Source organism: Vibrio phycocola, assembly GCF_054404255.1.
On record NZ_JBTAMQ010000007.1, the window covers coordinates 269,806 to 296,667 of the forward strand.

Consider the following 26,862-nt stretch of genomic DNA (forward strand, 5'->3'; position numbering starts at 1 on the left):
TAAAAATGCCCTTAGTGATCATACATCTAGGGGCATTTTAGTCTTCGGTTTAAATCGAAGAAACCAATGTTGATGTTTAGAGAACTGATAAATCGTTGATGTTTAGAGAACTGATAAATCGACCCAACGGTCATCTTTACGAATAATGTCGATTATATTTTGATACTGCGACCCTTCTTTGAAGGTTTGATAGGGTTCCACCGATTTACCTTCGATATCTTTAACAAATTCAGTGGCAAGGTGGGTCCAACTGCGTTGAGTATCATCGGCGATATCTGGTAGCGATGTGGCAATTTCAGAAGGTAGATCGATTTCAGTCCAAACTTTTTTCTCATCCCACAAATACAACGGCCCACTTCCATAATGACCTTTGATATAAATCGATCCTTTGCTTCCATGGAATACAATATGGTCTTCATTGAAACGAGGAACGAGTCCACCATGCTTAAACAGAACTGAAACGGGTTGTTTTGCAGGTAAACGACTTTCCAGTTTCATCAGAACCGTATAAGACCATTCAACGTCGCACTCTTTCCATTCTAGTTTTGGATCTTCTATGTCTTTTGGAATGAAGTTACGTCGTTCCATGAAGTTGTGTACACCATCGACGACAGGGGCTTTCGGCATATCGTTTCGAACTTCGCCCTGAACCGACAACACGTTCTCGCCAATAACAGAAGTCACGATAGAAAGAAGGTGAGTGAAGTTATTGTTTAAGCGACCACCACCATTTTCTTTGGTGTGCGACCAACCAAATGGAATATGTCTATCGAGATTGAAATGAGAAATACACTCAACTTCTGTAGGCTCACCAATGCATCCTTGAGCGACAAGTTCCTTCGCTTGCATGATATGAGGCATATAACGGAAGCTAGAAGCAAATGCCGTTTTTACTTCCTTCTGTTGAGCCAATTGATACAATTCAGTCGCTGTTTGGCCGCTTTCTGTCATCGGTTTATCGCAAAAGACATGACAACCAAAGTTGATTGCTTGAGTAATGGGTTCAACGTGAGCACCACCCGGCGTCGCAATCGAAACAATATCAGGCTTACATGTTTCTAATGCTGTTTGCCAATCGGTGCCGAAATAGGGAATATTAAGCTTTTCAGCGACACTTTTAACCACATCTGGGTTACGCCCAACGATGCCAACAACCTCTGCACCAGCGTCACGAAACGCGAGTGCGTGCCCTTGACCAGCAAAACCAGTTCCGAAAACTAATACTGTTTTTTTCATTGTTATTCCTTTCTTAAATTTGATGTTTTTATCTGGAATGTTGATACGACTGTGCGGTTACCAGTGCCAAAGAGTGCCATCTTCCAACCGACTTACCGGAAGGTAAGAACGTTTGTATGAGTATTTCGCTGCGGTTTCTTCGTCAAATTCAACACCTAAACCCGGGGCATCGCTCACCATGATCATGCCATTTTCTAGACGCATATCATGTTTAAAAATCGAACGACATTCATCATTCCCAAACCCGACAAACTCTTGAATACCAAAGTTATGCGTTGAGATGTTTAAGTGCATGTGTGCGGCAAAACAGATAGGAGACAAATCAGGAGCACCGTGTGGTGCAGTGCGAATATTGTGTACGTCAGCGTAATCGGAGATTTTTTTCACACCAGTAATCCCACCAGCATGAGTCGCGGCTACTCGGATATAGTCAATTAATTGGTTTTGCATCAGATCTTTACAATCCCAAATTGTGTTATAGGTTTCACCAATTGCTAGTGGGGTCGTCGTATGGTGACGGATTAATTTATAGTTTTCTTGGTTCTCGGCAATAGAGGCATCCTCTAAAAAGAGTAGATTGTATTCTTCGAGCATCTTGCCAAGCTTTGCTGATTCAATTGGAGTCAAACGACTATGAACATCGTGAAGAAACTCAACTTGATCTCCAAAACGCTCTCGGGCTTGTTTAAATAACTCCGGCACTAATTTGAAGTACTTCGGCGTCGACCAATCTTGTTCTGGTGGAAGTGGGCGGTTTCCCTGAAGCTCAAAGTAGTCTTTTTTGTCACCTAGCACGCCGTAGGTTTCAGATAAACCGGGGATAGCGGTCTGAAGTCTAACGGCCTTAAAACCTTGGTCGATTGACTCTTGCACTTTATCTAATGTGTCTTCAATATTCTCACCATTCGCATGAGCATATAGGCTGACACCGGTTCGGCATTTTCCACCTAAAAGTTGATAAACTGGTAACCCTGTCACTTTTCCCTTGATATCCCATAATGCCATATCAATCGCCGCAATCGCGGCCATAGTGATTGGGCCTCGACGCCAATAGACACCTTTATATAAATATTGCCATATGTCTTCAATACTATGGGCATCTCGTCCAATAAGACACGGGGTAACATGTTCTTCAAGGTAAGTTACAACGGCGAGTTCGCGTCCATTTACCGTGGCATCGCCTAAACCATAAATTCCGTTTTCGGTCGTCACTTTTACGGTAACAAAGTTTCTGCCGGGGTTGGTGACAAATACCTGGATGTCAGTGATTTTCATTGTTTACTCCAGTGAAATATACGATGTTTACCAAATAAGTAAAACGGTTTAGTAAATCGATTTACTTGTTTAGGTTAAACGATCAAGATAGAATGTCAAATCCGCAGATTGATCGGTTTAACAAAAATTATATTTAGATGACTAAAATCAAAATTGTTGATGTTGCAACTCATGCTGGCGTATCCAAAAGCACAGTATCTCAATACCTAAACGGCCGATTTGGGCATATGTCGGTGGCAACAAAAGAGCGTATTCGTTGTGCTGTTGAAGAGCTAAATTACGTACCGAACCCAATAGCACGTAGCTTAAAAAGTGATAAGACCAAAACCGTTGGTGTGATTGTTCGTGATATTACAGGGTTTAATACTAGCCGAGTTTTGCGAGGGATCGATGATTGCTGTAAGAAGGCAGGGTATAACGTATTAATCTACAACACGGATTTTGATGCCGATGTAGAGCGTCGGTCATTAGAAACCTTAAAGCAGATGTGTATTGATGGCATTATTATTACGTCATCAGGCAAAAATGCTGACCTTATTAACCAATATCACCATTCCGGTTATCCGATAGTGCAATTTCAATTGGAGTATAACGACTGTCAATCCAATATGGTTCTGTCCGATTACCGCACGGCGGCGAAAAAGGCGACGGAGTACTTGATTTCACTTGGACACAAACGGATCGGCTTTATGACACAGCACTTTGGAGGCAGTCGCTCGCGTAAAGAGCGTTATCAAGGGTATCTTGATGCATTGAGTGTTAACAATATTTCTTATGATGACGAGTTGATTCAGTATTGGGATCGTGACCAAGGGTTTAAGTCTTCGCCTGTAGAGCTTTTAGATAGCGATAATGCTCCGACCGCTTTTTTTACCCAACACTTAGCCATTACAACAGACTTACTAAAACTGTGCAGTCAGCATTGTATTGACGTGCCTCAGCGTGTTTCTATTGTTGGGTTTGACGATATTCCCATGGTAGATATGTTTAAAGTTCCTGTAACCGTCATTCAGCAAGATTCTTATCGTATTGGGTACGAGTCGGCAAGCATGCTATTAAAGGATTTGACGGACAAGGCTAAGACGGAAGCGGTCAAAAAAGTTATTGTGCCATGTGAATTGGTGATTCGAGATTCGTGCAACTCACCGCTTGAGAAGATGTAACTTGTAAGTAGTGAAGCAAACGCCCTAGCAATAATTAAATATGTAGTCGGGCGCAAAATGAATTGAATCAATCGATTAGATAGGCGTATATCCATTGAGCATGACATCATAAACTGGCCGTAAGAAGGTCTCTTCCATGGTCCACGCTAATGCACTTTCTGATAATGGATCAACAACTTGAAACGGTAGCGCAGTAACAGGTTCAAGTGAATAGTTGAACTCCCATAACATCGCATGACCGACATCAAGAATCATTGGGCAAGAAGTATAGCCATCCCATTTCGCCACTGGCTCTTTACCTTCAATAATCGAACGGAGGTTGCTGGTAATTACCGGAAGTTGGGATTTCACAGATGCGGCCGTTTTACCTATCGGTGTGCCAACACAATCTCCCAAGCCAAATACATTATTGTAGCGTTTATGTTGCATAGTGTATTTGTCTACTTCTAAATAGCCTTTGTATTTCTCTTTGTCTGCTAAGCTTGATTCACTGATAACCTTTGGTGGGGTCATTGGAGGAACTACGTGAATAAAATCCCAACCAACGGTGTTACTGCTTCCATCTGACAATGTGAACGTTGCTTCATTTCTAGCGATATCAATCGAACTTAAGGTTTGCTCATAATTTGGCGTAATATTGCGACGTTGCCAGACTTCTTTTAATTTTTGATCGAATGATTTTACCGCAAACAGTTTAGCTTCAGATGTAAAGTAATCGAATGTGAACTCATCTCGTCTTCCAGATTCGTTGGCGAAATACTCTACCAAGTTCGTGGCCTTCATTGGTGCACCCGCACATTTCATCGCGCCTTGCGGTCGAGTAAATACTGCCCGTTTTTCGCCGGGCTGACTAAGAAATTGGTGCGCCTGTTGATAGCTTGCCATACCCGCTTCAGGGCTGTGATAGATACTCGTAACACCTTGTTTGCCAATTAGATTTGTATCCATACCTTCTATCATGTCATAGCGCAATTCGATTCCTGTCGACACGATTAGGTAATCGTAATGTAGACGCTCACCTTTACTAGTTATCACCGTATTCGTATCGGGTAAAAACTCTTCGACAGTCGCTTTTTTATGGATGATGTTAGCATCAAGGTATTTTTCGATAGGGCTGATAACATCGGAGCGTTGTTGGTATGAGCCAGCAAGCAGAAGAGTTTGACCAGGCTGGTACCAATGGAAATCTCTAGGCTCAACGATGGTAACTTTTGCCCCGTCGAGATGACGCATTAGCATGTTCGCCAGTCCAATACCACCAGCCCCACCACCGGTAATGACAATATTTGCTTTGGTCGGTATTTTACTTATATGTGAATAACCAATTCCGGCTGCGCCCAATGCTCCTATACCAAGACCTGCTTTTAGTATGGTTCTTCTCGAAATAGCCATCTTTGACTTCCTATATTGAATGCCTTCTCGCTGACTTGCTCTATTGAAGGTTTTTTAGCTGTATATCATTATATGCTAAATATAGACCCTATTTTGGTAGATGCACTTTATTTATTTGCTTATGCCAATAAATTTGTTGATAACTGTGTGGAATTTAACGATTTTACGATTTAACATGTGCAACTTGAAGTATAAACACATCAATGTGGTGAAATTATTGTTGATGATCATTTCAATAGGTTATGAAGAAATCTAAGATTGTTATGGAGAGAAAATCGATAAGTGCGTGATTGAATATATATGTAATGAGTTACAGATCTCATTTTAACTTGTTGGCAAATGCTAAATGGTTTTATTTATTATGCTATTATAATACAATACTATTAGATGTGAGAGCTAAGAGTATCGCTTTTACTTCTTAGTAGAGGCTAACTAACCAAAAGAGAGTAAGAAAATGAGTAATAAAGTTGCATTTATTTCTGGTGCTACTGGTGGAATTGGCTTCCAAGTCGCTAAGCGCCTTGGCCAAGACGGTTACACAGTCGTATTAAACGGAATTGAAGATGAAAAAGGCGCAGAGCGTATTGCTGAGCTTAGTGCTGAAGGGATTGAAGCGGAATACTACGGTTTCGATGTAACTGACGATAAAGCTGTGACCGAAAACATTAATGCTATCGGCGAAAAATACGGAAAAATTGATGTTGTGGTAAACAACGCTGGTGGTCTTGGTGGTCGTAGCCCAATGGAAGAGATGACGACTGAGTTCTACCGTTTTGTCATGGCGCTAAATTTAGACAGCGCATTCTTCGTATCACGTGCTGCAATTCCATTCTTGAAAAAAGCGGAAGGTGGCTCAATCGTTAACTTTACGTCTAACGCAGGTTGGAATGCGGGTGGCCCTGGCGCTGGTATTTACGGTGTTTCTAAAGGTGCAGTCCATACTCTAACTCGCGCTTTAGCAAAAGAGTTGGCACCAGCTGGTATTCGCGTAAATGCAGTTTCTCCTGGTACAATCGATACGCCTTTCCACGCTCAAATTAAAGCGACTAAACCAGAAGTCTTTGCTTCTTGGAAAGACAGCATTATGTTAGGTCGTCTTGGCGAGCCAGAAGAGGTCGCTTCTGTTATCTCATTCCTTGTAAGTAAAGATGCTTCATTCATCACTGCTGAAACACTTCAAATTGGTGGTGGTCAAGCATTGGGTATCTAATCCCTTTAGTTTGAACTGAATTAACAATTTTTCGCAAAACAAAGCCACTTAGTTCGCATATTTCCCCCAAATAGAGCTAGGTGGTTTTTTTATGTGCGGTGCATAAGATTCTCATACTGCATGAGAAAAGTGTTTTCAGTTTAACAAAAAAGCCCCAACACGAATGTCGGGGCTATTAAGCTGGAGAGCGTAGAATGAAAATTAGCTTACTTTCGCAACTGCATCTTTGATCAATACGCCAAGCTCTTCCCACTGTTCATTATCAATAAGATTGGTTGGTACCATCCAAGTACCACCACAAGCTAAGACAGCAGGGATAGAAAGGTAGTTGTCGATGTTTGAAAGACTTACACCACCAGTAGGCATAAATTTCACTGGATAAACAGCGGTAAGAGCTTTCAACATACCTACGCCACCTGATGGTTCCGCAGGGAAGAATTTAACGGTTTTAAGACCAAGTTCCATTGCTTGTTCAACAAGGCTAGGGTTATTTACGCCAGGTACAATTGGCATATCTTTTTGCTGACAGTATTTAACCGTTGTTGGATTAAGCCCAGGGCTCACAATGAAATCAACGCCAGCGTCGATAGCTTGATCAACTTGCTCAGGCGTTAAAACAGTACCCGCGCCGATTAGCATATCTGGGTATGCTTCACGCATAATTTTAATTGCACCTACTGCAGCTTCAGTACGAAAAGTTACTTCAGCACACGGCATGCCATTGTCCATCAGCGCTTTTGCTAGTGGAAGAGCATGCTCAAGTTTGTTGAGAGCAATTACTGGGATTACCTTTAAGTCAGCAAGTTGTTGATCTAGTGTTGACATATTTAGTCCTTAAAAAATTATAATCCGATGTCTGGCATCGCTTCAGTTGGAATAATTGCACCTTGATATTGAATCACTGTGCCTGCGACTTTGTGTCCCGATAATGCAGAATCTTTCGCACTGTATCCGTTTAAGCGGCGAGCTAAATAGCCCGCGCTAAATGAATCACCAGCTGCTGTTGTATCGACTACATTTTCAACTGCTTTAGTCGGGACGTATTGAATATTGTCGGCTTCAATAATTACACATTCTTTACTGCCACGTTTGATGGCAATTTCTTGCACACCTTGTCCTTGAGTGCGTTCAATACATTGTTCGATATTGTCGTCACCGTAAAGATCTTGCTCATCGTCAAACGTGAGTAGTGCAATATCGGTCAAGGATAACGCTTGCAAGTATGTTTTCTGAGCTTCTTCAAGTGAAGTCCATAACTTAGGGCGGTAATTATTATCAAAAATAACTTTGCCACCGTTAGCTTTAATTTTTTCTAATACGGAAAACAGCTGCTTTCGGCCATTTTCAGTAAGAATAGCAAGGGTAATACCGCTTAGGTATACAGCATCAAAGCCAGACAATGTTTCGATTAATTTTGTACTTTCATCTTGATCAAACAGATATTTCGCAGCGGCGTCGTTTCTCCAATAATAGAAACAGCGTTCTCCGGTGTCATCGGTTTCAATGTAGTACATTCCTGGTTGCTTGTTATCTAAGCGTAAAATATGTTGAGTGTTAATGCCTTCTTTTGACCATGCATCGAGCATGTTTTGACTAAAACCATCTTGACCAAGAGCGGTGATGTAATTGGTCTTGATTGCGGTGTTTTGTGTTAGTCGGGAAAGATACAATGCAGTATTGAGAGTATCACCACCGAAGCGCTGGGTTAGAAAGTCGCCAGATTGTTGAAGCTCAATCATGCATTCGCCAATCACTGCAATGTTAAATGTCGTCATTTGATCACCTAATTGATGGGGCATAGTTTTAAAAAATATAGGGACAGTGATGAACATATCTTACTCAATCACAGTCGCTCCATGCGATAACCCTGATTCTATCACAATAATAACTGAAAATTCATTTTGTAATACAATAGTTCCAATTGTTCGTGATGTAAGTCAAAAATAATCTTACTCAAAGTGATTAAAAATGGAGCGTCTACTGCGAATTTTGTCATGGTTCAGTGCGTTTGATTGCTTTATTGAACAATCTTTTATGTGATTTAGTTCTGCGTTTGGTCATAAGAAGGATGAAACTCAAGCCATATTGTATTACTTTATACTCAGTTGAAATTTGTTTTGTCGCTGAGGTTTGTTAGATGAAGAATGAAATATCCGCTATTTTACTGAATGGAGCAGAGATCGCTCAACTGCAAAAAGAAGTAGGGCGTGACAGCTTAATGGGTAAAACCATTGCGGCTATTAAGAAAGATGTTGATGCGTTTATGGCTTTAGAGTACGACGTACCTGGTCATGGTGAAGCGGGAGGCTATGAGCATAATCGTCATAAGCAAAATTATAATTATATGAATCTTGCTGGTCGGATGTACTTGGTGACGAACGATAAAAAATATGCTCGTTTTGTCGCAGAATTATTAGCCATGTATGCTGATAAATATCTTCAGTTCGATTTTCATGTTCAAAAAAACACCAACCCGACAGGGCGTCTATTTCACCAAATTTTAAATGAACATATGTGGTTGTTATACGCAAGTTTGGCGTATTCATGTGTAGAATCATTTATGTCAGTGACCGAACGTGAACACGTGGTCAATAACCTTTTCCAACCAATGTTGGATATGTTTACTGAAAAATATGGTCATGACTTTGATCGTATTCATAATCACGGGATCTGGGCAGTTGCCGCAGTGGGTGTGTGTGGTTTAGCTATTGGAAAGCGTGAATATTTAGAAATGTCAGTATTCGGTCTAGATAATTACCGTGCTGGCAAAAAAGAAATGGGTGTAGGTGGTTTCTTAGCACAAATTTCAAAACTGTTTGCTCCATCTGGCTATTATATTGAAGGTCCTTACTACCACCGTTTTGCTATTCGACCATTGTGTGTGTTTGCCGAAGTTTTGCATCGTCACATGCCTGAGTTAGATATCTACAACTTTAAAGATAAAGTCATTGGCAATACCGTCCAAGCATTATTGGCTACCGCCTATCCAAATGGGGAATTTCCTGCGTTAAACGACGCTTCTCACACTATGGGTATCACCGATATGGGTGTTCAGGTAGCAGTAAGCTTATACAGCAAACATTACGGTCTTGATGACAATCTTCTTGGGATGGCTAAGATTCAAAATCGTGTTTGGATGCACGCTTGTGGATTGGAACTGTCTAGTGCATTGGAACAGGCCGAAAACGATCGTGGTGAAGCGATCGGTATGCCATTTTGGCCAAGCGTTGAGCTAAATGAAGGCCCAGAAGGTGATAAAGGTGCTCAAGGCTTTGTCCGCATGCAAGACGACAGCAAAGATGTTTTCCAATTAGTGATGAATTACGGTCAGCATGGTATGGGACACGGTCACTTTGACACCCTAGGTATTAGCTATTTTAACCGTGGACAAGAAGTATTACGTGAATACGGATTCGGTCGCTGGGTGAACGTTGAACCTAAATTTGGTGGCCGCTATTTAGATGAAAACAAATCCTATGCTCGCCAGACCATTGCTCACAATGCGATAACCGTTGATGAAACCTGCCAAAATTACTTTAGTGTTGAGCGTGCCGATAGTGTTCATGGAATCCCACATTTCTTTGAAGTGAAGGATGCTACGGTTAACGGAATGAGTGCTTTTGCAAATGGTCATTATGATGACTTAGGCATGCAACGCAGTGTCTTTATGCTCAAGCTAGCCGAACTAGAAGCACCATTACTGCTTGATCTCTATCGTTTAAATGTCGAAGACGATAACGAGCACCAATTTGATTATTCACATCAGTTCGATGGTCAAGTGATTCGCACAAATTTTGAATATAGTGCGCATCAGGAACTAGACACATTAGGTGATGACTACGGCTACGAACACCTTTGGAATGAAGCGAGCGGCAAAGTATCGGGTTCTGCACTGGTGAGTTGGTTACAAAACAACAGTTACTACACGTGGCTTGGTACAAACTCAAATACAGAGAGTGAACTTTTCTTCACTCGTACTGGGGCGAACGATCCTAGCTTTAACTTACGCAGTCAAACGTCGTTTATTTTACGAGCTAAAGGCCAATCTACTTTGTTTGCTTCTGCACTTGAGACTCACGGTTATTTCAATGAAGAGTTTGAGCAATCTGTGAATGCGCGTGGCAAAGTTCAAGATATTCGTGTTATTGCTCACTCTGAGGCGGGTTCAGTAGTAGAGATAGAGACTCTAGATTCGACAGTGACGTTCATGGTGAGTAATCAGGAAGGTGTCGTCGAAAGTACGAATCATCTAGTAAAAGCAAACGGCAAAGATTATCAGTGGACAGGCGTATATTCGCTAGACGTTCAGGCAAAATAAGTTAAGGCTATCAGGAGAAATAAATAATGAGTTACCAACCACTGTTAATGAACTTTGATGAAGCCGCTGAGCTGGCCAAGGAATTGGGAAAAGATAGCCTACTTGGTAAAGCACTCGCGCGTGATATTTTGGCTACCGATTCATACATGACTCAAGTCGGTATTGAGGTACCTGGGCACGGTGAAGGTGGTGGTTATGAACACAACCGCCATAAGCAAAACTATATTCATATGGATCTCGCAGGGCGTTTGTTCTTGGTGACTGGTGAGCAGAAATATCGTGATTATATTGTTGATATGTTGACGGCATACGCAACTGTTTATCCAACGCTTGAAAGCAATGTGAGTCGTGATACTAACCCTCCAGGAAAACTCTTTCACCAAACACTGAACGAGAACATGTGGATGCTGTACTCTTCGTGCGCGTATAGCTGTGTTTACCATACGCTAGAGGAGTCCCAAAAACGTCAGATTGAAGATGATCTCTTTAAACATATGATCGAAATGTTTGTCGTTACGTATGGTCACGATTTTGACATCGTTCATAACCATGGACTTTGGGCTGTTGCTGCAGTAGGTATCTGTGGTTACGCTATCAACGACCAAGAGTCGGTAGATAAAGCATTATATGGGCTGAAAATGGATAAAGTGAGCGGTGGCTTCCTTGCGCAGCTCGATCAGTTATTCTCGCCCGACGGTTACTATATGGAAGGTCCGTATTATCACCGTTTTTCGTTACGCCCGATCTACCTGTTTGCAGAATCCATTGAGCGTCGTCAGCCAGAGCTTAAGATTTATGAATTTAACGATTCAGTGATCAAGACAACTTCTTATGCTGTGTTTAAAACTGCTTTCCCAGACGGCACCTTGCCTGCGTTGAATGATTCGTCGAAAACCATCAGCATTAATGATGAAGGTGTCATCATGGCAACGTCGGTGTGTTATCACCGTTATGAACAGTCTGAAACCTTATTAGGTATGGCTAATCACCAACAGAATGTATGGGTGCATACTGCAGGCTTAACTTTGTCTAAAGCCGTCGAGGAAGCAGATGAAATTAAGCCATTTAGTTGGGGCAGTCTGTTCATGACAGACGGTCCACAAGGTGAAAAGGGTGGGGTGAGTATTCTGCGTCACCGTGATGCAAAAGATGATGACACGATGGCATTGATTTGGTTTGGTCAGCATGGATCGGATCATCAATATCACTCTGCTTTGGATCATGGTCATTATGACGGTCTACATCTTAGTGTTTTTAACCGTGGCCACGAAGTGCTGCATGATTATGGATATGGTCGTTGGGTTAACGTTGAGCCAAAATTCGGTGGCCGTTATATTCCTGAAAACAAGTCCTACTGTAAGCAGACCGTTGCCCACAATACTGTGGTGGTTGATCAGAAAACTCAGAACAATTTCAATACTGCATTGGCAGAGTCGAAATTTGGTCAGAAACATTTCTTCTTGACCGATGACCCATCACTTCAGGCGATGAGTGGTACGGTTTCGGAATACTACGATGGCATCGATATGCAACGAAGTGTTTTATTGGCTGAATTAGCTGAGTTTGAAAAACCGTTGGTTATAGATGTGTATCGAATTACCGCAGATGCTGAACATCAATACGATTTGCCTTATCACTATAAAGGGCAAATTATTCGTACCGACTTTGATTATAAAGTGGAAAGTAAGCTACGCCCACTCGGTGAGGGTAACGGTTACCAACATCTGTGGAATTTGGGTTCCGCAACGGTTGAGAATAGCTCTCTCGTGACATGGCTTCATGATTCCAGCTATTACACATTGGTATCAAGTGTACCTGCTAACTCATCTGGCGAAGTTATTTTTACTCGTACTGGCGCAAACGATCCTGATTTTAATCTACGAAGTGAACCTGCTCTGATATTGCGTCAGAATGCGAAAGATCATGTGTTCGCATCGGTATTGGAAACTCATGGTTACTTTAATGAATCTATTGAAGCTTCGCTTGATGCTCGTGGGTTGGTAACAAGTGTTAGTGTTATCGGCCACAATAACGTTGGTAGTGTGGTTGAAATAACATTAATATCGGGTAAAAAATATGTATTTGGTATTTCGAATCAGAATAACCCAGTAGGTGAACATTGTGTTGAGTTTGACGGTGTTAAATACCAATGGATAGGCGCAACGGCACAGTTATAATTTAACTAGCAATTGTTTGTAAATTGATTTCATATAAAAAGCCGAGTTACTAATTTAGTAATTCGGCTTTTATTTATCAATCAATTTATTTAGAAAATTATTTATTGATGATATTAACATGATCACGATAACATAAATTAGGAGTCTATTTTTCGATAAGCGAAATAGACTCCTAATTTATCTGGATATATTTAAACTTTATTACGAGAAAATATATAGCATTAAGCAGGATTGAGAGATAATAACTCGTGGTTATTTTTCAATAAGATATTTGAGGCTAATCGGGCTGCATCCGCATCTTTATTCATGATTGCTTGATATACAGCGCGATGTTCTTTTATGCAGAAGTGACCACGAACAGAGGTATGATCGAAGAAACTACGGTAAACCGTAGTGAGCACGTTACCAAAAGGGGTAAAGAAATCATTAGCCGTTGATTGGAAAATGAGGCAATGAAAGTTAAGGTCAGCGTCGGTCCATGCATCCGCATCTTGAGTTTTGCTTGCACTCTCCATACTGTTAAAGTGAAGCGTTAAACGTTCGCGTTGCTCTTCGGATGCATGCAATGCACTAAATGCGCATGCTTCAGGTTCTATTGATTTACGTAACCCTAAAAATTGTTCCAAAAAGTGTTGTGGGTCTTCACCATCTTTTAGCCATTCAAGTAACTGCCTATCCAAAAACTGCCAATGTTTACGAGGCTGAATAAAGGTGCCAACTTTAGGCTTGGAACTAATGAGGCCTTTAGAAGCCAGTAGCTTGATTGATTCCCTTAGCGCAGTGCGACTGACACCAAATGTTTTACAAAGCTCGAGTTCATTGGGAAGTTTAGAGCCAACTGGTAACTGCCCATTGATAATTTGAGTGGCGATTTGCTGGGCGATATAGACATTGAGCCTATAGGTCATCGGAGTAAAAGAGAATGTATCGTCGCTCATTGTTATGTACTCATAAGAAGGCCGTTAAATGACTGGCAAAAACATCTCATATTGTGTAATTACTCGATATAGATATATAAAAGCTTGACAGGTATCATGCATATCGTGGTATTAACACAAGGGTGAGATAAATAACTAAAATTATAATTATTTAATGTTAAATAGAATTATAAATGTAGGTAAATAATACAATAATACCTATATTCGTCAATCAAAGGAGTGATGTGAATTGATAAGAATCTATAATTATGTGATCGACCTCTAATCTAAGTAAGAGCGCTGCATTTATTACCAATAAATATAGCGAGGATAATGCCTTTCTCCTATATAAATAGTTGTTAATCCGAAATAAGTGGAGGATTGGCATAATAATGGTACAATGTAGTTAAATATTACAAAAATCAAATTTGAAGAATAATAACCTTATGAAAGACAGTGAATTTAATTTAATCGGCGGTTCGAAACGAAGTTTGCATGTGCAAGTTGCACGCGAGATTGCACGTGGCATTTTATCTGGGAAATTGCCTCAAGGGTCTATTATCCCATGTGAAATGGCATTATGTGAGCAGTTTGGAGTAAGTCGTACCGCACTACGTGAAGCAGTAAAACTGCTTACTTCAAAATGTTTGCTTGAGTCTCGACCAAAGATCGGAACCCGTGTGGTTCACCGCTCTAACTGGAATTTCTTAGACCCACAATTAATCGAGTGGATGGACGGTATTATTGATAGTGCCGAATTTTACCATCAATTCTTAGGGTTACGTCGAGCTATTGAACCAGAAGCTTGCGCATTGGCGGCAAAATCGGCGACTGTAGAGCAACGTATTGAACTAACGGAAACCTTCCACAAAATGTGTGAAGTTGCCGAAGATTCTAAAATTAATGGCTTTGACCAAGATGAGTGGACTTCTGTTGATATGAAATTCCATAACTTGATCTTTAACTCAACTGGCAATGATTTCTACCTTCCTTTTGGTAATATTTTAATGACGATGTACAAAAATTTCATTGTTCATTCATCACAAGATGGTGGCCTATGTTTACAAGAACATCGTGATATCTATGAAGCAATCATGGCTGGTAATTCTGATAAAGCACGTGAATGTTCTGCAAGTCATTTACAAGAAGTGAAGCATCGTCTTCCTCCTCTAAGCTAATATCGCGCGAATTCAAATTTTGTAATATTCAGCAGTTGAGTTTGACTCAGCTGCTTTTTTTTTGCCCTAAACATTAATTACGATATACTGGCTATCATATTACAATATTATTTATGAGGGTTTATGGACGACTCATTGCTTGTCAATATCGAACAGTATATCTCTGCTGTTGAGCCATTTAATAATTTACCGCCAGAAGTAATCAAGGAATTAGCCGCTATTGTTAAAATCACCTACCTTCGCCGTGGTGAAATTATTGATCCTTGCGATGATTCAGAGATGTATTTATACATTGTCAGAACCGGCGCAATGGAGCAGCGAAAATTAGATGGGCAATTGCGTGCAAGGTTGGGTCGAGATGATATCTTTGGGTTCACATTCTTAGATGGAGATACGACGGAAGATCGACGTTATACTGCGATTGCAATCGAAAACACCCTACTGTATCTGATTCCTCAAACTGCTTTAGTTCTATTATTTGAACGTAAACCCGAGTATGCAGAATTCTTTGCCTCTCGAGCACAAATCCGTTTGAAAACAGCCTATGACGTTGTGTGGTCGAATAAGGAGAAAGGCTTATTTATAAAGCGAGTGGGGGAAGTGGCCAGTAGTGTTATCGCAGTGGTTACCTCAGATATGTCGATAAAAGATGTCGCTCATGAAATGCGAGTCGTTAAGCGCTCATCCTGCGCCGTTATTTATGAAAATAACCAAATTGTCGGCTTGATTACAGATAGAGATATGACAAAACGAGTGATTGCCAATGAAGCACCGTTTTCTGACCCTATTAGTTCAGTGATGACTCCAAATCCATTTATTGTAAGTCCAGACGCATTAATCTTGGAAGCGGCTTCTATGATGATGGAGCACAATATTCGTAATATTCCGGTGGTAAAAGACGGGCATGCTATTGGGTTACTCACAACATCGCATCTTGTACAAAATCACAGAATGCAGGCCATTTTCTTAATCGAAAAAATTAAGTATACCGATAGTGTTGCAGAATTAGCGGAATTAACTTCTGAGCGCCAAGTTATCTTTGAGGCTTTAGTTGAGGGGAAAGTCGCACCGGATATTATTGGTAAAGTCATGTCTATGATTATGGATGCTTACACGCGTCGATTAATTCAAATGGCGATTGACCGCTTTGGTGAGCCACCTTGCGATTTTAACTGGATTACAGCAGGATCTCATGCTCGGAATGAGTTGAATATTACGTCGGATCAGGACACCGCTTTAGTATTATCCGATGATGCGACAAAAGGTGATAAAGTGTATTTTGGTCAATTAGCATCTTATGTTTCTAATGGACTTGACCAATGTGGTTATCCACTGTGTAGTGGTAAATATATGGCGGCAACACCTAAATGGTGTCAGACCGTTTCCGTTTGGAAAGAGTATTATAAAAAGTGGGTGAATAACCCAGAATATGAGTGCCTACTAAATATAAGTGTTTTTTTAGAAATAAGGTCGGTATATGGTAACTCTGAATATACTGTGATATTGCGTGATGAACTCCACCAAAATATTAAACTAAATGAAAGCTTCTTACCTGCGTTAGTTCGAGATGCAGTAAATACACACCCACCACTTGGAATATTTAATAGCTTTGTTTTGGAAAAAAATGGAGAGCAAAGCAAAGTACTTAATATTAAAAAATATGCGATTAATCTAATTATTGATCTAGCCCGTATTTACGGCTTGGCAATTGAATGTCCATCGTCAAGTACTCAAGAGCGTTTCCATTCAGCAATGAATGCTGGGATTTTAAGTAATGATGCTTATAAAAATATTATTGGGGCATATCAATTTATTGCACAATTTCGCTATAGCCAACAAGTAGAGCAGTTGAAACAGGGAGAGATTGCAAATAATTATATCGATCCAAATACCTTTGGCAGTTTTGAGCGACAACACTTAAAAGACGCATTTAGAATTATCGCCGATTTACAAGATGCCGCAAAATTACGATTTGGTTCAATCAATCATTAATTACTTTATTGGATTACGATCTTCAGTTTCGATTAAGTATCATCATTGCTACTAATATAATTGGAATGATGAATGTCAGCGAACTCCCTACATTTTTGGGTGTAATCCAAATTGGGATAATTAATCATGTTATTGTTTCATATATAGTATCGGATCTTCATTTTGAACGAATAACATGAATGGTGAAATACGATAGTGTAGGCAGTTTTATTGCCACTGTTTGCATTATTAATTTACTCAAGAGTTCTTTGATATTGGTATTTGGAAGCATTCTATTTGTTTAAATGATTAATCCATATCCATTTTAAAGGACTATTGCTCATAAGCTACGGCAATATTTGGATACATAATTTAAATTTAGATATTCTAGGACGATAGCTATTTGGCTCTTTATTTTAGTTATTTTATTTAAATTTCAGTTACTTAAATGTTTTTACTTTTATTGGGCAAGGGACGAGGAATTTGACCTTATTCGTTATTTCACGTAAGGTAAGTGATTCAATAAAGTTAAAAATAAGTGCTATGGAGTAATTATTTGAACTAAACAGAGATTTTCATCGCTTTGACTTGTCGGGATAGTTGCGAATAAACGCAATGTGTTCAATTAGGTTTGAACAGAAAAGTCAAAGCCATAAAAGTCACTTAGTAGGTGGTTTGGACAGGTTTTGTCGTTAATTCGCGTCAGTGGGTTAATAACGAAGGTAAACTATAGGCAGTCGGTTTTGTTGTGCGACCGTTGTAGCTTGTCGATGTTAATTGTGTTTTCAAATGATCATTCCGTTTGATATCTAATGAGAGAAACGGAGACGAAAATGAAATTGAAGTTTTTAGCGCTACTTGCTGTAGCCAGTCAGTCGGCCTATGCCGCTGAGGAATGTGGAAAAGTGACTATCGCAGACATGAACTGGACGTCTGCAACACTTATCGCAAATGTCGACCTCTTCATTCTAGAAAATGGCTTTGGTTGCGACGCTGAACTGGTTCCTGGTGACACAATGCCAACTAGTACTTCTATGATTGAAAAAAATGAACCAGATTTAGTTCCAGAAATGTGGGCAAATGCGGTTACAGATTTACTTAATCAAGGCGTTGCTGATAAACGTATCCGCTTTGCTGGTCAGTCTCTGAGCGATGGTGGTGAAGAAGGTTTCTGGGTTCCTAAGTATCTTGTTGATAAATACCCAGAGATGAGCACTATCGAAGGTGTTATCAAACACGCCGACCTATTTAAGCACCCAGAAGATCCAGAGCTTTCTGCATTTTATGGTTGCCCTGCTGGTTGGAACTGTCAAATTTCATCAGAAAACTTATTCGGTGCGCTGAAATTGGAAGAAGCCGGTTTTGAACTTCTTGATCCAGGTTCAGGTGCTGGTCTTGCAGGTGCTATAGCTAAAGCTTACGAACGTGGTCAAGGTTGGTTTGGTTACTACTGGGCACCAACAGCGATCCTTGGTAAGTATGAAATGGTTAAAGTCGATTTCGGCACGGGTGTTGATAAGGAAGAATTCCTTACTTGTACATCAAGCATAGATTGTGAGTCACCTAAAGTGACGATGTACCCACCTTCGATCGTTAGCACTGTTGTAACTGAGTCATTTGCTGTTAGAGATCCAATGATTATGGATTACCTAAATAAGCGTTCATTTACAAACCCACAAATGAACAGTCTTTTAGCTTGGATGGAAGACAACCAAGCTGATGGCGAAGTCGCAATGGAACACTTCCTTTCTGAATTCCCAGAAATCTGGCGCCCATGGTTGGCACCAGAAGTTGCTGATAAAGTCGCAGCAGCGCTATAGATGATAAGAATGGCCAGCATTTGCTGGCCTATTTCATTGCTGTCATCAATTTCTTAGTTTATTCGATTTGATTTTTATTGAGTTTTTCATTGTATTAAACAGTGAAGATCTTAAGTTAATTATTCTAGCTACATAAAAGTTCTGAAAAATCATTGTTTTGGTTATAAAACGATGATCATAAAGTAAATTAAAAGAGGTAATTTATTATGGCGGATGCGTCCTGGTTAAGTCAGATTCCGGAGATGGATCGCTCTGATTTGATCACAATCCGTAAGACTCTAGATGGAGCTTATCGTAGCTTTTCTAGAGAGTATGGAGAAGCGATTGAATCAATTTTTGACCCTATGTTAAGTTTTTTGATTTGGTTCGAGAAACTGTTGCTTAGTTCACCTTGGTGGTTAGTCATTGCTTGTGTCACCGGTCTTGTATATTTGGCAAGTCGCTCATGGAAATTATGTGTGGGTGTGGTGGTTTCCTTAATGCTGATAGGTTACTTCGGTATGTGGGAAGACACGATGAGAACCATGAGTATTATTACCGTCAGTACTTTGATGGCGATCGTTTTTGGTATTCCTATTGGTATTGTGATGGCTCGTTCTGACAGAATGCGTTCGTTAATCACACCTGTTCTTGATTTAATGCAAACGATGCCAGCCTTTGTTTACCTTATCCCGGTCGTAATGTTGCTTGGAATCGGTAAAATCCCTGGTTTAATTGCGGTAGTTATTTATGCCATACCACCTGTAATTCGTTTGACTAACCTTGGTATTCGACTTGTAGACCGAGAGGTATTGGAAGCGGCTACAGCATTTGGTGCGAGTCCGACACAAAGACTACTTGGCGTTCAATTGCCTCTAGCAATGCCAAATATCATGGCGGGTATCAACCAAACGATTATGATGGCTTTGTCTATGGTCGTTATTGCTTCGATGATCGGAGTAAAAGGGTTAGGGCAACCCGTTCTGAAGTCTATTACTAACCAATACTTTACTCTCGGACTTTTAAATGGTTTGGCTATTGTGGTTTTAGCTATTATTTTTGATCGAACGTCACAAGCGTATGCTAAACGTACCCAAGCTCATTTGGGAGGAAACCAACATGACTAAGCCACTTATTCAAATTAAAGGGCTTTATAAGCTGTTTGGAAGTAACCCTCGGAAATATATGCCGTTGGTTCATGAAGGTATGAGCAAGGATGATATTCTAGCAAAGACTGGTCATACATTGGGATTGAAAGATATCAACTTAGATATCAATAAAGGCGAAATCTTTGTCATTATGGGGCTTTCTGGCTCTGGTAAATCAACGCTGATTCGTCACTTCAATCGCCTAATTGATCCAACAGAAGGTGTGATTCTGGTTGAAGACACCGATGTAATGAAGCTCAATGAAAAAGAACTAGAAACTTTTCGACGTAAAAAAATGTCGATGGTATTCCAACGTTTTGGATTATTACCTCATCGCAATGTTATTGAAAACGTTGCTTATGGTTTGGCAGTACAAGGCATACCTAAGTCTCAACGTCTTGAGAAAGCCAATGAGTGGTTAGAAACTGTAGGTTTAGGTGGATATGGTAAGCAGTTTCCAGCTCAACTTTCCGGTGGCCAGCAACAACGTGTCGGTTTAGCTCGAGCTTTGTGTACTGATGCTGAAATCCTTTTGATGGATGAAGCTTTCTCAGCATTGGATCCATTGATTCGCTCTGAAATGCAAGATCAGCTAATTGAATTGCAGCAGAAACTACATAAAACCATTATATTCATTACACATGATCTCGATGAAGCACTGCGACTAGGTGATCGAATTGCGATTCTGAAAGATGGAGAAATGGTTCAGCAGGGCACACCCGATGACATATTGCTTAACCCTGCAGATGATTATGTAGAAGCATTTGTTAAGGATGTGAACCGAGCTCGTGCATTGACAGTTGAAACTGTGATGAAGCCACCTGCACTTCGTATCACAACTGACAGTATTGATGAAGCTCTAGCGCAGATGAAACGTGTTAAAGATGACTACGGTTACCACGTAACGAAAGCCGGTTTCCAAGGTCTGATTACACAAGAGGCGCTAGAAGAAGCCTCACGTCAAGTCGGCTCTGATGCGTTTGATAATGATATTTATGAAGAAGTATCGACGATTGCACCTGATGCATTATTGGAAAGTGTTATTTCTGATACGCTAGAATGCGATTATTCATTACCCGTGGTTGATGAAGACGGTAATCTGAAAGGTGAATTGGACAGAAGTACACTTGCTGAAGTTCTTTCTGATTCTGACTCTGACGAAGCCGAAACAAGACCAGAGCAGATAGCGTAAGCTAACTTTTGATCTGAAAAAACTAGGCGTTTCTCGCATGAAAATCATCGTGCGATGAAGCGTCTTTTTTTTGGCTTAAATTTGAATATATAGAGTCGTATAAGTGTTCTAAAAGCAACGACTATTCGTCGATATTTGATAAATGGAAAGCGTCAAGTCTGAGCATGACTTACTCTTCTATTATAATACAATACATAAGTGTAAAGTCTCATAGCATCATTAAACATTGTTTGTCGTTCCAGCTTGAACACTTTCGCTTAGTAAGTTTATGACTAGCCCGATTTTCAATGTTTTATCACTTTAAATGGGTCGAAGCGCATATAGTGAGGTGTATTTGCATGATAAATACGCATATTAATTTGTGATCAAGTCACATAATGCACACGTAAGTGCCATTTTAGGGCACTCAATGATTGCGAAAACCTGTGTTCAGGTATATTCTACTCGGGTACTTTGGACATATAATAATACATTTAGGAGTTAAACATGACTAAACCAGTCATCGGTTTCATCGGCCTTGGCCTTATGGGCGGCAATATGGTTGAAAACCTACAGAAACGCGGCTACCAAGTAAACGTAATGGACCTTAGCCAAGATGCAGTTGATGCTGTTCTTGCTCGTGGGAATGCCACTCAATTTACTTCAGCTAAAGAATTAGCAGCAGCGAGTGACGTTGTTGAATTCTGTCTTACAACTTCTGCTGTTGTTGAAAAGATTGTTTACGGTGAAGAAGGTGTTCTAGCTGGTATTAAAGAAGGTTCAACTTTAATCGACTTTGGTACTTCTATCCCTGCTTCTACTCAAAAAATTGGTGCTGCTCTTGCCGAAAAAGGCTGTGGTATGATCGATGCTCCTCTAGGTCGTACTCCTGCACACGCTAAAGATGGTCTATTGAACATCATGGCTGCCGGTGAAATTGAAACTTTCAATAAAGTTAAACCACTTCTAGAAGAGCAAGGTGAAAACGTATTCCATCTTGGTGCACTAGGTGCTGGTCATACAACTAAGTTGATCAATAACTTCATTGGTATGACAACTGTTACTGCTATGTCTCAAGCATTCGCAGTTGCTAAAGCAGCTGGTGTTGACGGTCAGCAATTATTTGACATCATGTCTGCTGGTCCATCTAACTCACCATTCATGCAGTTCACTAAATTCTACGCTGTAGATGGTGAAGAGAAGTTAGGTTTCTCTGTAGCAAACGCAAACAAAGATTTAGGTTACTTCCTGCAAATGGTTTCAGACTTAGGTTCTGAGTCTCCAATTGCTGAAGGTACTTCTAAAGCGCTACAAGCTGGTGTTGATGCTGGTCTTGGCCAAAATGACGTACCTGTAATTTTCGATTACTTCACTAAACTAGAGAAGTAATTCGATCAAAACCTATCTGTGGTTAGACAGTACTGTTTGTTATTGTTTGACTGCAGTTAGGTTTATCTTCATTCTCCGCTGGAAATCTTCTCCCTCTAATAATTAGATTCATACTTCATTTTAATTTTATTCGTTTAATCAAATAGTTACTTTAATCCATTATTGTATGTAAACAATACAATTGCCATGGTGACGTTGTAACTTTAAAGATGAAAATCTTTACGAAATAACTGAATCAAAGAGAGGATGTTAGTGGATTACGAAAAATAATGAGTGTAGAAGTCGCTAGGAGGCTTTCTAATCACGCTTTATATCGTAGCGTTTTCTGCCAATAATTTATTTTGCTGATATAAACGGTATATTGTGAATAAATTCATCGCCGTTAATGTCGCTTCTAGCAGTGTTCCGCCAATCGATCCCACTAAGATATTGTTAGTTAACCAGCAAAATGAAGCGAGAAGAAATCCGACTCTCATTGCAATCCCTTTCAACATAAAGACAGTGAATGTTCCAATTGTCGCGCCCATAACCGACCATATTTGCCACCACGATTCAGTCAGATATAGGCCAAGTGACAATGTCACAATGATGAAAAAGATGGCAATATATTTAGAGCTTGTATAAATAGAAGTTCCTGTTCTTAACGCAGAAATGAAGGAGGCAAGCGCTGATACCGTCGAACCAAGTAACAAGTAATGAATCATATGGTTAAGGTTAAAAACACACATAATCATCTTTAGGCGGCGGTCATCTTTTTGGTAGAAAGCCCACATTCCAAGGCCATAACTCACAAACCCCAACGCTTGCGCAAACCACATATCCATTAGTTAAATTCCCAGGTAAAAAACAAAATGTTATTACGACCGATAAGAGATAGGTTCGCTTAAACGGGATAGTTATCAAATCCCATTTGCAGTGAAATATTTCGGCATGCATTGTGAAGTAGATCGACATAATGACTCAAGTTATCGTCATTAAACCTAAGGGTCGGGAGAGAGATAGATAGACCAGCAATCACGGTTCCAAAGCGATCATATACTGGCGCAGCAACACAACGAATGCCAGATTCTTGTTCTTCATTGTCTTGAGCGAAATGGTTACCCTTAACGGTCTTTAATTCTATGAGTAACTGGTCGATATCTTTGATGGTTCGCTCGGTATGCTGAATAAATTCAATATCTTTTAATGTATCTCGAATGAATGGTTCATCCTTTTCTGCTAACAATACTTTTCCTATGGCAGTACTGTAGAGTGGGTTGCGTCTTCCGATTCGAGATTGCATGCATAAGTTGTATTTTGAATCGATCTTATGAATATAGATAATCGCATTTTCATCGAGAGTGCCCAGGTGGAGGGCTTCCATCGTCTGTTCAGAGATGAGGTTCATTTCTTTGTGAGCAATGGCAATAAGGTCAACATACTCTAGGGATTTAGAACCGAGTTCAAAGAGTTTCAGAGTTAATGAATACTTATCGGCTTCGCCTTCTTGAGCGATGTAACCAAGTGATTTCATGGTTTGCAAAAAGCGGTAAGTCGTGGCCTTAGACATCATCAGACGTTGCGATAATTCCGAAACCCCGATCTCTTTTTGCTCGCCGAGTGCTTGGAGAATATTGAACACTTTTAATACTGACGAGACAGCTTCAGGTTGGGTTGATTTTTCCATCACTCTTTACTCATAACTTTAGTTGCCAACATTATATCTGTGGGATACCGATATTCCAGTTTTTTTAAAAACCGATTTCAAAATTATGAAACCGTGAGCACTAAACTACCACGAGTTTATCGTCGCTGTCATCTTTACGTAGGCGTAAAGTTATAAAAAGAGTACACTGCGTAGCGAATTTACCTGAACAAAAAGTTAGAGATCACATGTCATTCAAATCATTGGAATTATCAACGCATTTAGTATCAGCATTGGAAAAGCAAGGCTATAGTAAGCCGACGCCAATTCAGAAAAAAGCGATTCCGATAGCTCTGAAAGGTGAAAATCTAATCGCGGCTGCGCAAACCGGGACAGGTAAAACCGCCAGTTTCGTCTTACCTATTTTGGAAAGGCTATCTCACGCGCAAACTCAACGTAAAAAGCGAGTTAGAGCTATTATTCTTACGCCTACTCGAGAGCTAGCGATTCAAGTGAATCGTAGTATTTCGAATTATGGAGAAGGCGGTAACTTGAAGTCGTTTGCCATCTATGGTGGCGTTGACTATAAAGAGCAGAAACAAGCGTTGATTGATGGAGTCGACATTGTGGTGGCAACTCCAGGACGCTTAATCGATTTATATGGTCAGCATGCTATTCATTTTGAAGAAGTAGAAGTCCTTGTCCTCGATGAAGCTGACCGTATGCTCGATATGGGATTTATTGAAGATATCAATAAGGTACTTGACCGATTACCTGAACAGATTCAATTTTTACTCTTTTCAGCAACCCTCTCTAATCCTATCCGAGATTTAGCCAAATCTGCCATATCTCAAGCTCACGAAATAGTCCTTGCGAAATTTGATGCATCTAAAGAGGCCATTAATCAGTGGTTGGTCACGGTTGATAAAGATAAGAAATCAGCGCTGCTTGCCCACTTATTGGATGAAGGAGAGTGGTCACAAGCATTGATTTTCATTGAAACCAAGCATGGTGCTGCAAAACTCGTTCAACAATTGGAAAAACGTGGTATTACATCGGAAGCTATACACAGTGGACGTAATCAAGCGTCACGAACACGTGTATTGGAAGAATTTAAGCAAGGGAAGGTTAAGTATTTGATTGCAACAGGTGTTGCGGCTCGAGGAATTGATATTGAGTCCTTACCTTGTGTTATTAACTACGATTTGCCTTATCCTGCCGACGAATATATTCACCGTATCGGTCGAACTGGACGTGCTGGTAACTCGGGTGAAGCAATCTCCTTAGTTTCGAAAGATAACTTCAAAAACTTATGCATGATAGAAAGTCGGTTAGGTCACCTGTTGGAGAGGCGAGTTATTGAAGGTTTTGAACCAAGGAAAGAAGTACCTATTTCGATTCTTAATTATGTTCCGAAACATAAGCGTGAGAAAGACGCTTAATTGTAATGATGAGGAATTAGAGATGAAAATGGTATGTGGCAATTGTCGTCAATTTGAACGGGCAAAGGATAAGCCCGTTTCTATATGCGGTGCTTGGGGAAACCCGACAACACCAATGCGTGCTGGCTGTGAGTTTTGGATGTTAAAACTTACAAGAGATGTGAAAAACGAATCTCTAATAGCAAAAAATAATTAAGCGATGATTTGGTTGATTTCAACGCGATTACGGCCAGCTTGTTTGGCTTTATATAATGCGTTGTCGGCAAATTTTAACACTTCATTTGGCTTGCCACTGGTTTGATTGTCGCTAACCCCAATGCTTATCGTTACATTCACTTTTTCAACTTCATTTTTGCGTCGACGTTTAAGAGCACCAACTTTATCGTTTTTAGGACGAGATGCCTCATTACGTAATACCATTTCATAGTCAGCGATATCTTGACGCAAATCATTTAGAAAGGGCTGTGCGGACTGTGCATCTTTACCTTTAAATATAATCGTAAACTCTTCTCCACCATAACGATACGCTTTTGCTTTTCCTCGAACGGATTGAATTCGGCTTGCTACTAACTTGAGTACATCATCCCCCGTATCATGACCATAAGTATCATTAAACTTTTTAAAATGGTCGACATCTAACATAGCGATAGAGAAGTTACGACCAAGGTTTTTCATGTCTATTTCTAATGCTCGGCGACCGGGAAGGTTGGTCAAACGGTCATTAAAGGCCATTTGCTGCCCTGCGACAATGAGGTAAATAATTGACATAACGCCAGCCAAGCTAAACAAAATAGAAGAGATAAAATCAATATGGAAAAGAATAAACGTGCTACTTGATAAAAGAATTGTCGTGTACACACAGCTATCGATAATTCGATTTTTGTTTAATACATAGATTGCTGTAATGCCAATGATTGCGACTAGAAAAAGAGTTAATAGAAATGGTAAATGTGATATTGAAGGTATCGCGGTTAACAGCGTACTTTGCTCGACGAGAAAGTTCGTGTCTTTTGCATAACTCACGATTAATTTTGCCCAAAGGACAAAAGCACCAAGGGATAGTAAATAGAAGAAATAGCTTTTATTTAGCAAATCGGTATTTTTGAAAAGATACGTCAGAATAATAGAAATCGGTAAAAGTAAGCTGAGTAATGTTAACTCTAGCAAGGTTGTTCCCGACGATAGAGGTACTTGAAGACGTGTTTGGATAATATAGTAACTGACTAGCATAACCGACGACAACATACCCATGCGACTTTGCTTGAAAATCTGGGCGACAAAAATCGAGATAACAAACAAAATATAGGGTAGGTGTTGGATCAGATCTTGATTGTTAGCATCAACTAACAGGTGATGCTGACTACTATACAACCCCGCTACTACGAGCAGAAGTGGTAAAGTAAACCGAACCCAAGGTGTGCTAAGCAGTAAGCTAGACATAAGTTAATAATT

Annotated in this window: 21 protein-coding genes; 12 read left to right on the plus strand and 9 right to left on the minus strand. The window is 40.2% G+C overall.

All coding sequences use genetic code 11. The annotated features are described in order from the left end of the window. Window positions 1-102: 102 nt before the first annotated feature. A complete protein-coding gene (locus tag ACXJY6_RS11535; RefSeq protein ID WP_456050389.1) occupies window positions 103-1,236 on the minus strand; it encodes a Gfo/Idh/MocA family protein in 1,134 nt (377 codons plus the stop codon). 57 nt (window positions 1,237-1,293) lie between these two features. Beyond that, window positions 1,294-2,511 (minus strand): D-mannonate dehydratase ManD, encoded by a 1,218-nt coding sequence (manD, locus tag ACXJY6_RS11540; protein ID WP_458768422.1) that lies wholly within the window; start codon window positions 2,509-2,511, stop codon window positions 1,294-1,296. Between the two features lie 137 nt (window positions 2,512-2,648). Between manD and ACXJY6_RS11545 the strand changes: the two genes are divergently transcribed. Continuing rightward, window positions 2,649-3,674, plus strand: coding sequence for a LacI family DNA-binding transcriptional regulator (locus ACXJY6_RS11545; protein ID WP_458768423.1), 1,026 nt, complete (start codon window positions 2,649-2,651; stop codon window positions 3,672-3,674). Window positions 3,675-3,749: 75 nt separating this feature from the next. Here the strand turns inward: ACXJY6_RS11545 and ACXJY6_RS11550 are convergent, their stop codons facing one another. Then, the gene (locus ACXJY6_RS11550; RefSeq protein WP_458768424.1) at window positions 3,750-5,066 is read right to left on the minus strand and encodes an NAD(P)/FAD-dependent oxidoreductase; all 1,317 of its coding nucleotides are present in this window, start codon (window positions 5,064-5,066) and stop codon (window positions 3,750-3,752) included. A gap of 454 nt (window positions 5,067-5,520) precedes the next feature. On the opposite strand from ACXJY6_RS11550, the gene ACXJY6_RS11555 reads away from it, so the two are divergent. Next, on the plus strand, window positions 5,521-6,276 hold the full coding sequence (locus ACXJY6_RS11555) for an SDR family NAD(P)-dependent oxidoreductase (protein WP_456050393.1): 756 nt from the start codon (window positions 5,521-5,523) through the stop codon (window positions 6,274-6,276). Window positions 6,277-6,477: 201 nt separating this feature from the next. Here ACXJY6_RS11555 and ACXJY6_RS11560 read toward each other — a convergent pair whose 3' ends face one another. Continuing rightward, window positions 6,478-7,101 (minus strand): bifunctional 4-hydroxy-2-oxoglutarate aldolase/2-dehydro-3-deoxy-phosphogluconate aldolase, encoded by a 624-nt coding sequence (locus ACXJY6_RS11560; protein WP_456050394.1) that lies wholly within the window; start codon window positions 7,099-7,101, stop codon window positions 6,478-6,480. A 17-nt stretch (window positions 7,102-7,118) separates the two neighbouring features. After that, the gene (gene kdgK / locus ACXJY6_RS11565) at window positions 7,119-8,051 is read right to left on the minus strand and encodes a 2-dehydro-3-deoxygluconokinase (RefSeq protein WP_458768425.1); all 933 of its coding nucleotides are present in this window, start codon (window positions 8,049-8,051) and stop codon (window positions 7,119-7,121) included. Between the two features lie 362 nt (window positions 8,052-8,413). On the opposite strand from kdgK, the gene ACXJY6_RS11570 reads away from it, so the two are divergent. Both ACXJY6_RS11570 and ACXJY6_RS11575 read left to right on the plus strand, forming a co-directional pair. Then, window positions 8,414-10,594 carry a heparinase II/III domain-containing protein gene (locus tag ACXJY6_RS11570; protein WP_456050396.1) on the plus strand — a complete coding sequence of 727 codons (2,181 nt, stop codon included), beginning with the start codon at window positions 8,414-8,416 and terminating at the stop codon, window positions 10,592-10,594. A 26-nt stretch (window positions 10,595-10,620) separates the two neighbouring features. Further along, window positions 10,621-12,771 carry a heparinase II/III domain-containing protein gene (locus tag ACXJY6_RS11575; RefSeq protein WP_458768426.1) on the plus strand — a complete coding sequence of 717 codons (2,151 nt, stop codon included), beginning with the start codon at window positions 10,621-10,623 and terminating at the stop codon, window positions 12,769-12,771. Between the two features lie 221 nt (window positions 12,772-12,992). Here ACXJY6_RS11575 and ACXJY6_RS11580 read toward each other — a convergent pair whose 3' ends face one another. Further along, on the minus strand, window positions 12,993-13,709 hold the full coding sequence (locus tag ACXJY6_RS11580) for a FadR/GntR family transcriptional regulator (RefSeq protein WP_456050398.1): 717 nt from the start codon (window positions 13,707-13,709) through the stop codon (window positions 12,993-12,995). A gap of 425 nt (window positions 13,710-14,134) precedes the next feature. Here ACXJY6_RS11580 and ACXJY6_RS11585 point away from each other — a divergent pair, with 425 nt between their 5' ends. The 6 genes from ACXJY6_RS11585 to ACXJY6_RS11610 all read left to right on the plus strand — a co-directional run bounded on the left by ACXJY6_RS11585 (window position 14,135) and on the right by ACXJY6_RS11610 (window position 22,344). Continuing rightward, the gene (locus ACXJY6_RS11585) at window positions 14,135-14,866 is read left to right on the plus strand and encodes a FadR/GntR family transcriptional regulator (RefSeq protein ID WP_456050399.1); all 732 of its coding nucleotides are present in this window, start codon (window positions 14,135-14,137) and stop codon (window positions 14,864-14,866) included. Window positions 14,867-14,989: 123 nt separating this feature from the next. Next, a complete protein-coding gene (locus tag ACXJY6_RS11590; protein ID WP_458768427.1) occupies window positions 14,990-16,858 on the plus strand; it encodes a putative nucleotidyltransferase substrate binding domain-containing protein in 1,869 nt (622 codons plus the stop codon). A gap of 812 nt (window positions 16,859-17,670) precedes the next feature. Further along, a complete protein-coding gene (locus tag ACXJY6_RS11595) occupies window positions 17,671-18,657 on the plus strand; it encodes an ABC transporter substrate-binding protein (protein ID WP_456050401.1) in 987 nt (328 codons plus the stop codon). 206 nt (window positions 18,658-18,863) lie between these two features. Next, window positions 18,864-19,763 carry an ABC transporter permease gene (locus ACXJY6_RS11600; RefSeq protein WP_456050402.1) on the plus strand — a complete coding sequence of 300 codons (900 nt, stop codon included), beginning with the start codon at window positions 18,864-18,866 and terminating at the stop codon, window positions 19,761-19,763. Continuing rightward, window positions 19,756-20,976, plus strand: a complete 1,221-nt coding sequence (locus tag ACXJY6_RS11605; RefSeq protein ID WP_458768428.1) for a quaternary amine ABC transporter ATP-binding protein — start codon at window positions 19,756-19,758, stop codon at window positions 20,974-20,976. Before ACXJY6_RS11600 ends, ACXJY6_RS11605 begins: the two co-directional genes overlap by 8 nt. 486 nt (window positions 20,977-21,462) lie before the next feature. Beyond that, a complete protein-coding gene (locus ACXJY6_RS11610; protein WP_456050404.1) occupies window positions 21,463-22,344 on the plus strand; it encodes an NAD(P)-dependent oxidoreductase in 882 nt (293 codons plus the stop codon). Window positions 22,345-22,652: 308 nt separating this feature from the next. On the opposite strand, the gene ACXJY6_RS11615 is transcribed toward ACXJY6_RS11610, so the two are convergent. After that, window positions 22,653-23,168, minus strand: coding sequence for a YgjV family protein (locus tag ACXJY6_RS11615; protein WP_458768429.1), 516 nt, complete (start codon window positions 23,166-23,168; stop codon window positions 22,653-22,655). A 59-nt stretch (window positions 23,169-23,227) separates the two neighbouring features. Then, entirely contained in the window at window positions 23,228-24,010 is a 783-nt protein-coding gene (kdgR, locus tag ACXJY6_RS11620; RefSeq protein WP_458768430.1) for a DNA-binding transcriptional regulator KdgR, read from the minus strand. A 206-nt stretch (window positions 24,011-24,216) separates the two neighbouring features. On the opposite strand from kdgR, the gene ACXJY6_RS11625 reads away from it, so the two are divergent. Together ACXJY6_RS11625 and ACXJY6_RS11630 are read left to right on the plus strand one after the other, a co-directional pair. Further along, window positions 24,217-25,410, plus strand: coding sequence for a DEAD/DEAH box helicase (locus ACXJY6_RS11625; RefSeq protein ID WP_458768431.1), 1,194 nt, complete (start codon window positions 24,217-24,219; stop codon window positions 25,408-25,410). Between the two features lie 22 nt (window positions 25,411-25,432). Beyond that, on the plus strand, window positions 25,433-25,606 hold the full coding sequence (locus tag ACXJY6_RS11630) for a hypothetical protein (protein WP_456050408.1): 174 nt from the start codon (window positions 25,433-25,435) through the stop codon (window positions 25,604-25,606). On the opposite strand, the gene ACXJY6_RS11635 is transcribed toward ACXJY6_RS11630, so the two are convergent. Beyond that, entirely contained in the window at window positions 25,603-26,850 is a 1,248-nt protein-coding gene (locus ACXJY6_RS11635; RefSeq protein WP_456050409.1) for a GGDEF domain-containing protein, read from the minus strand. The genes ACXJY6_RS11630 and ACXJY6_RS11635 overlap by 4 nt on opposite strands. Window positions 26,851-26,862: the final 12 nt, after the last annotated feature.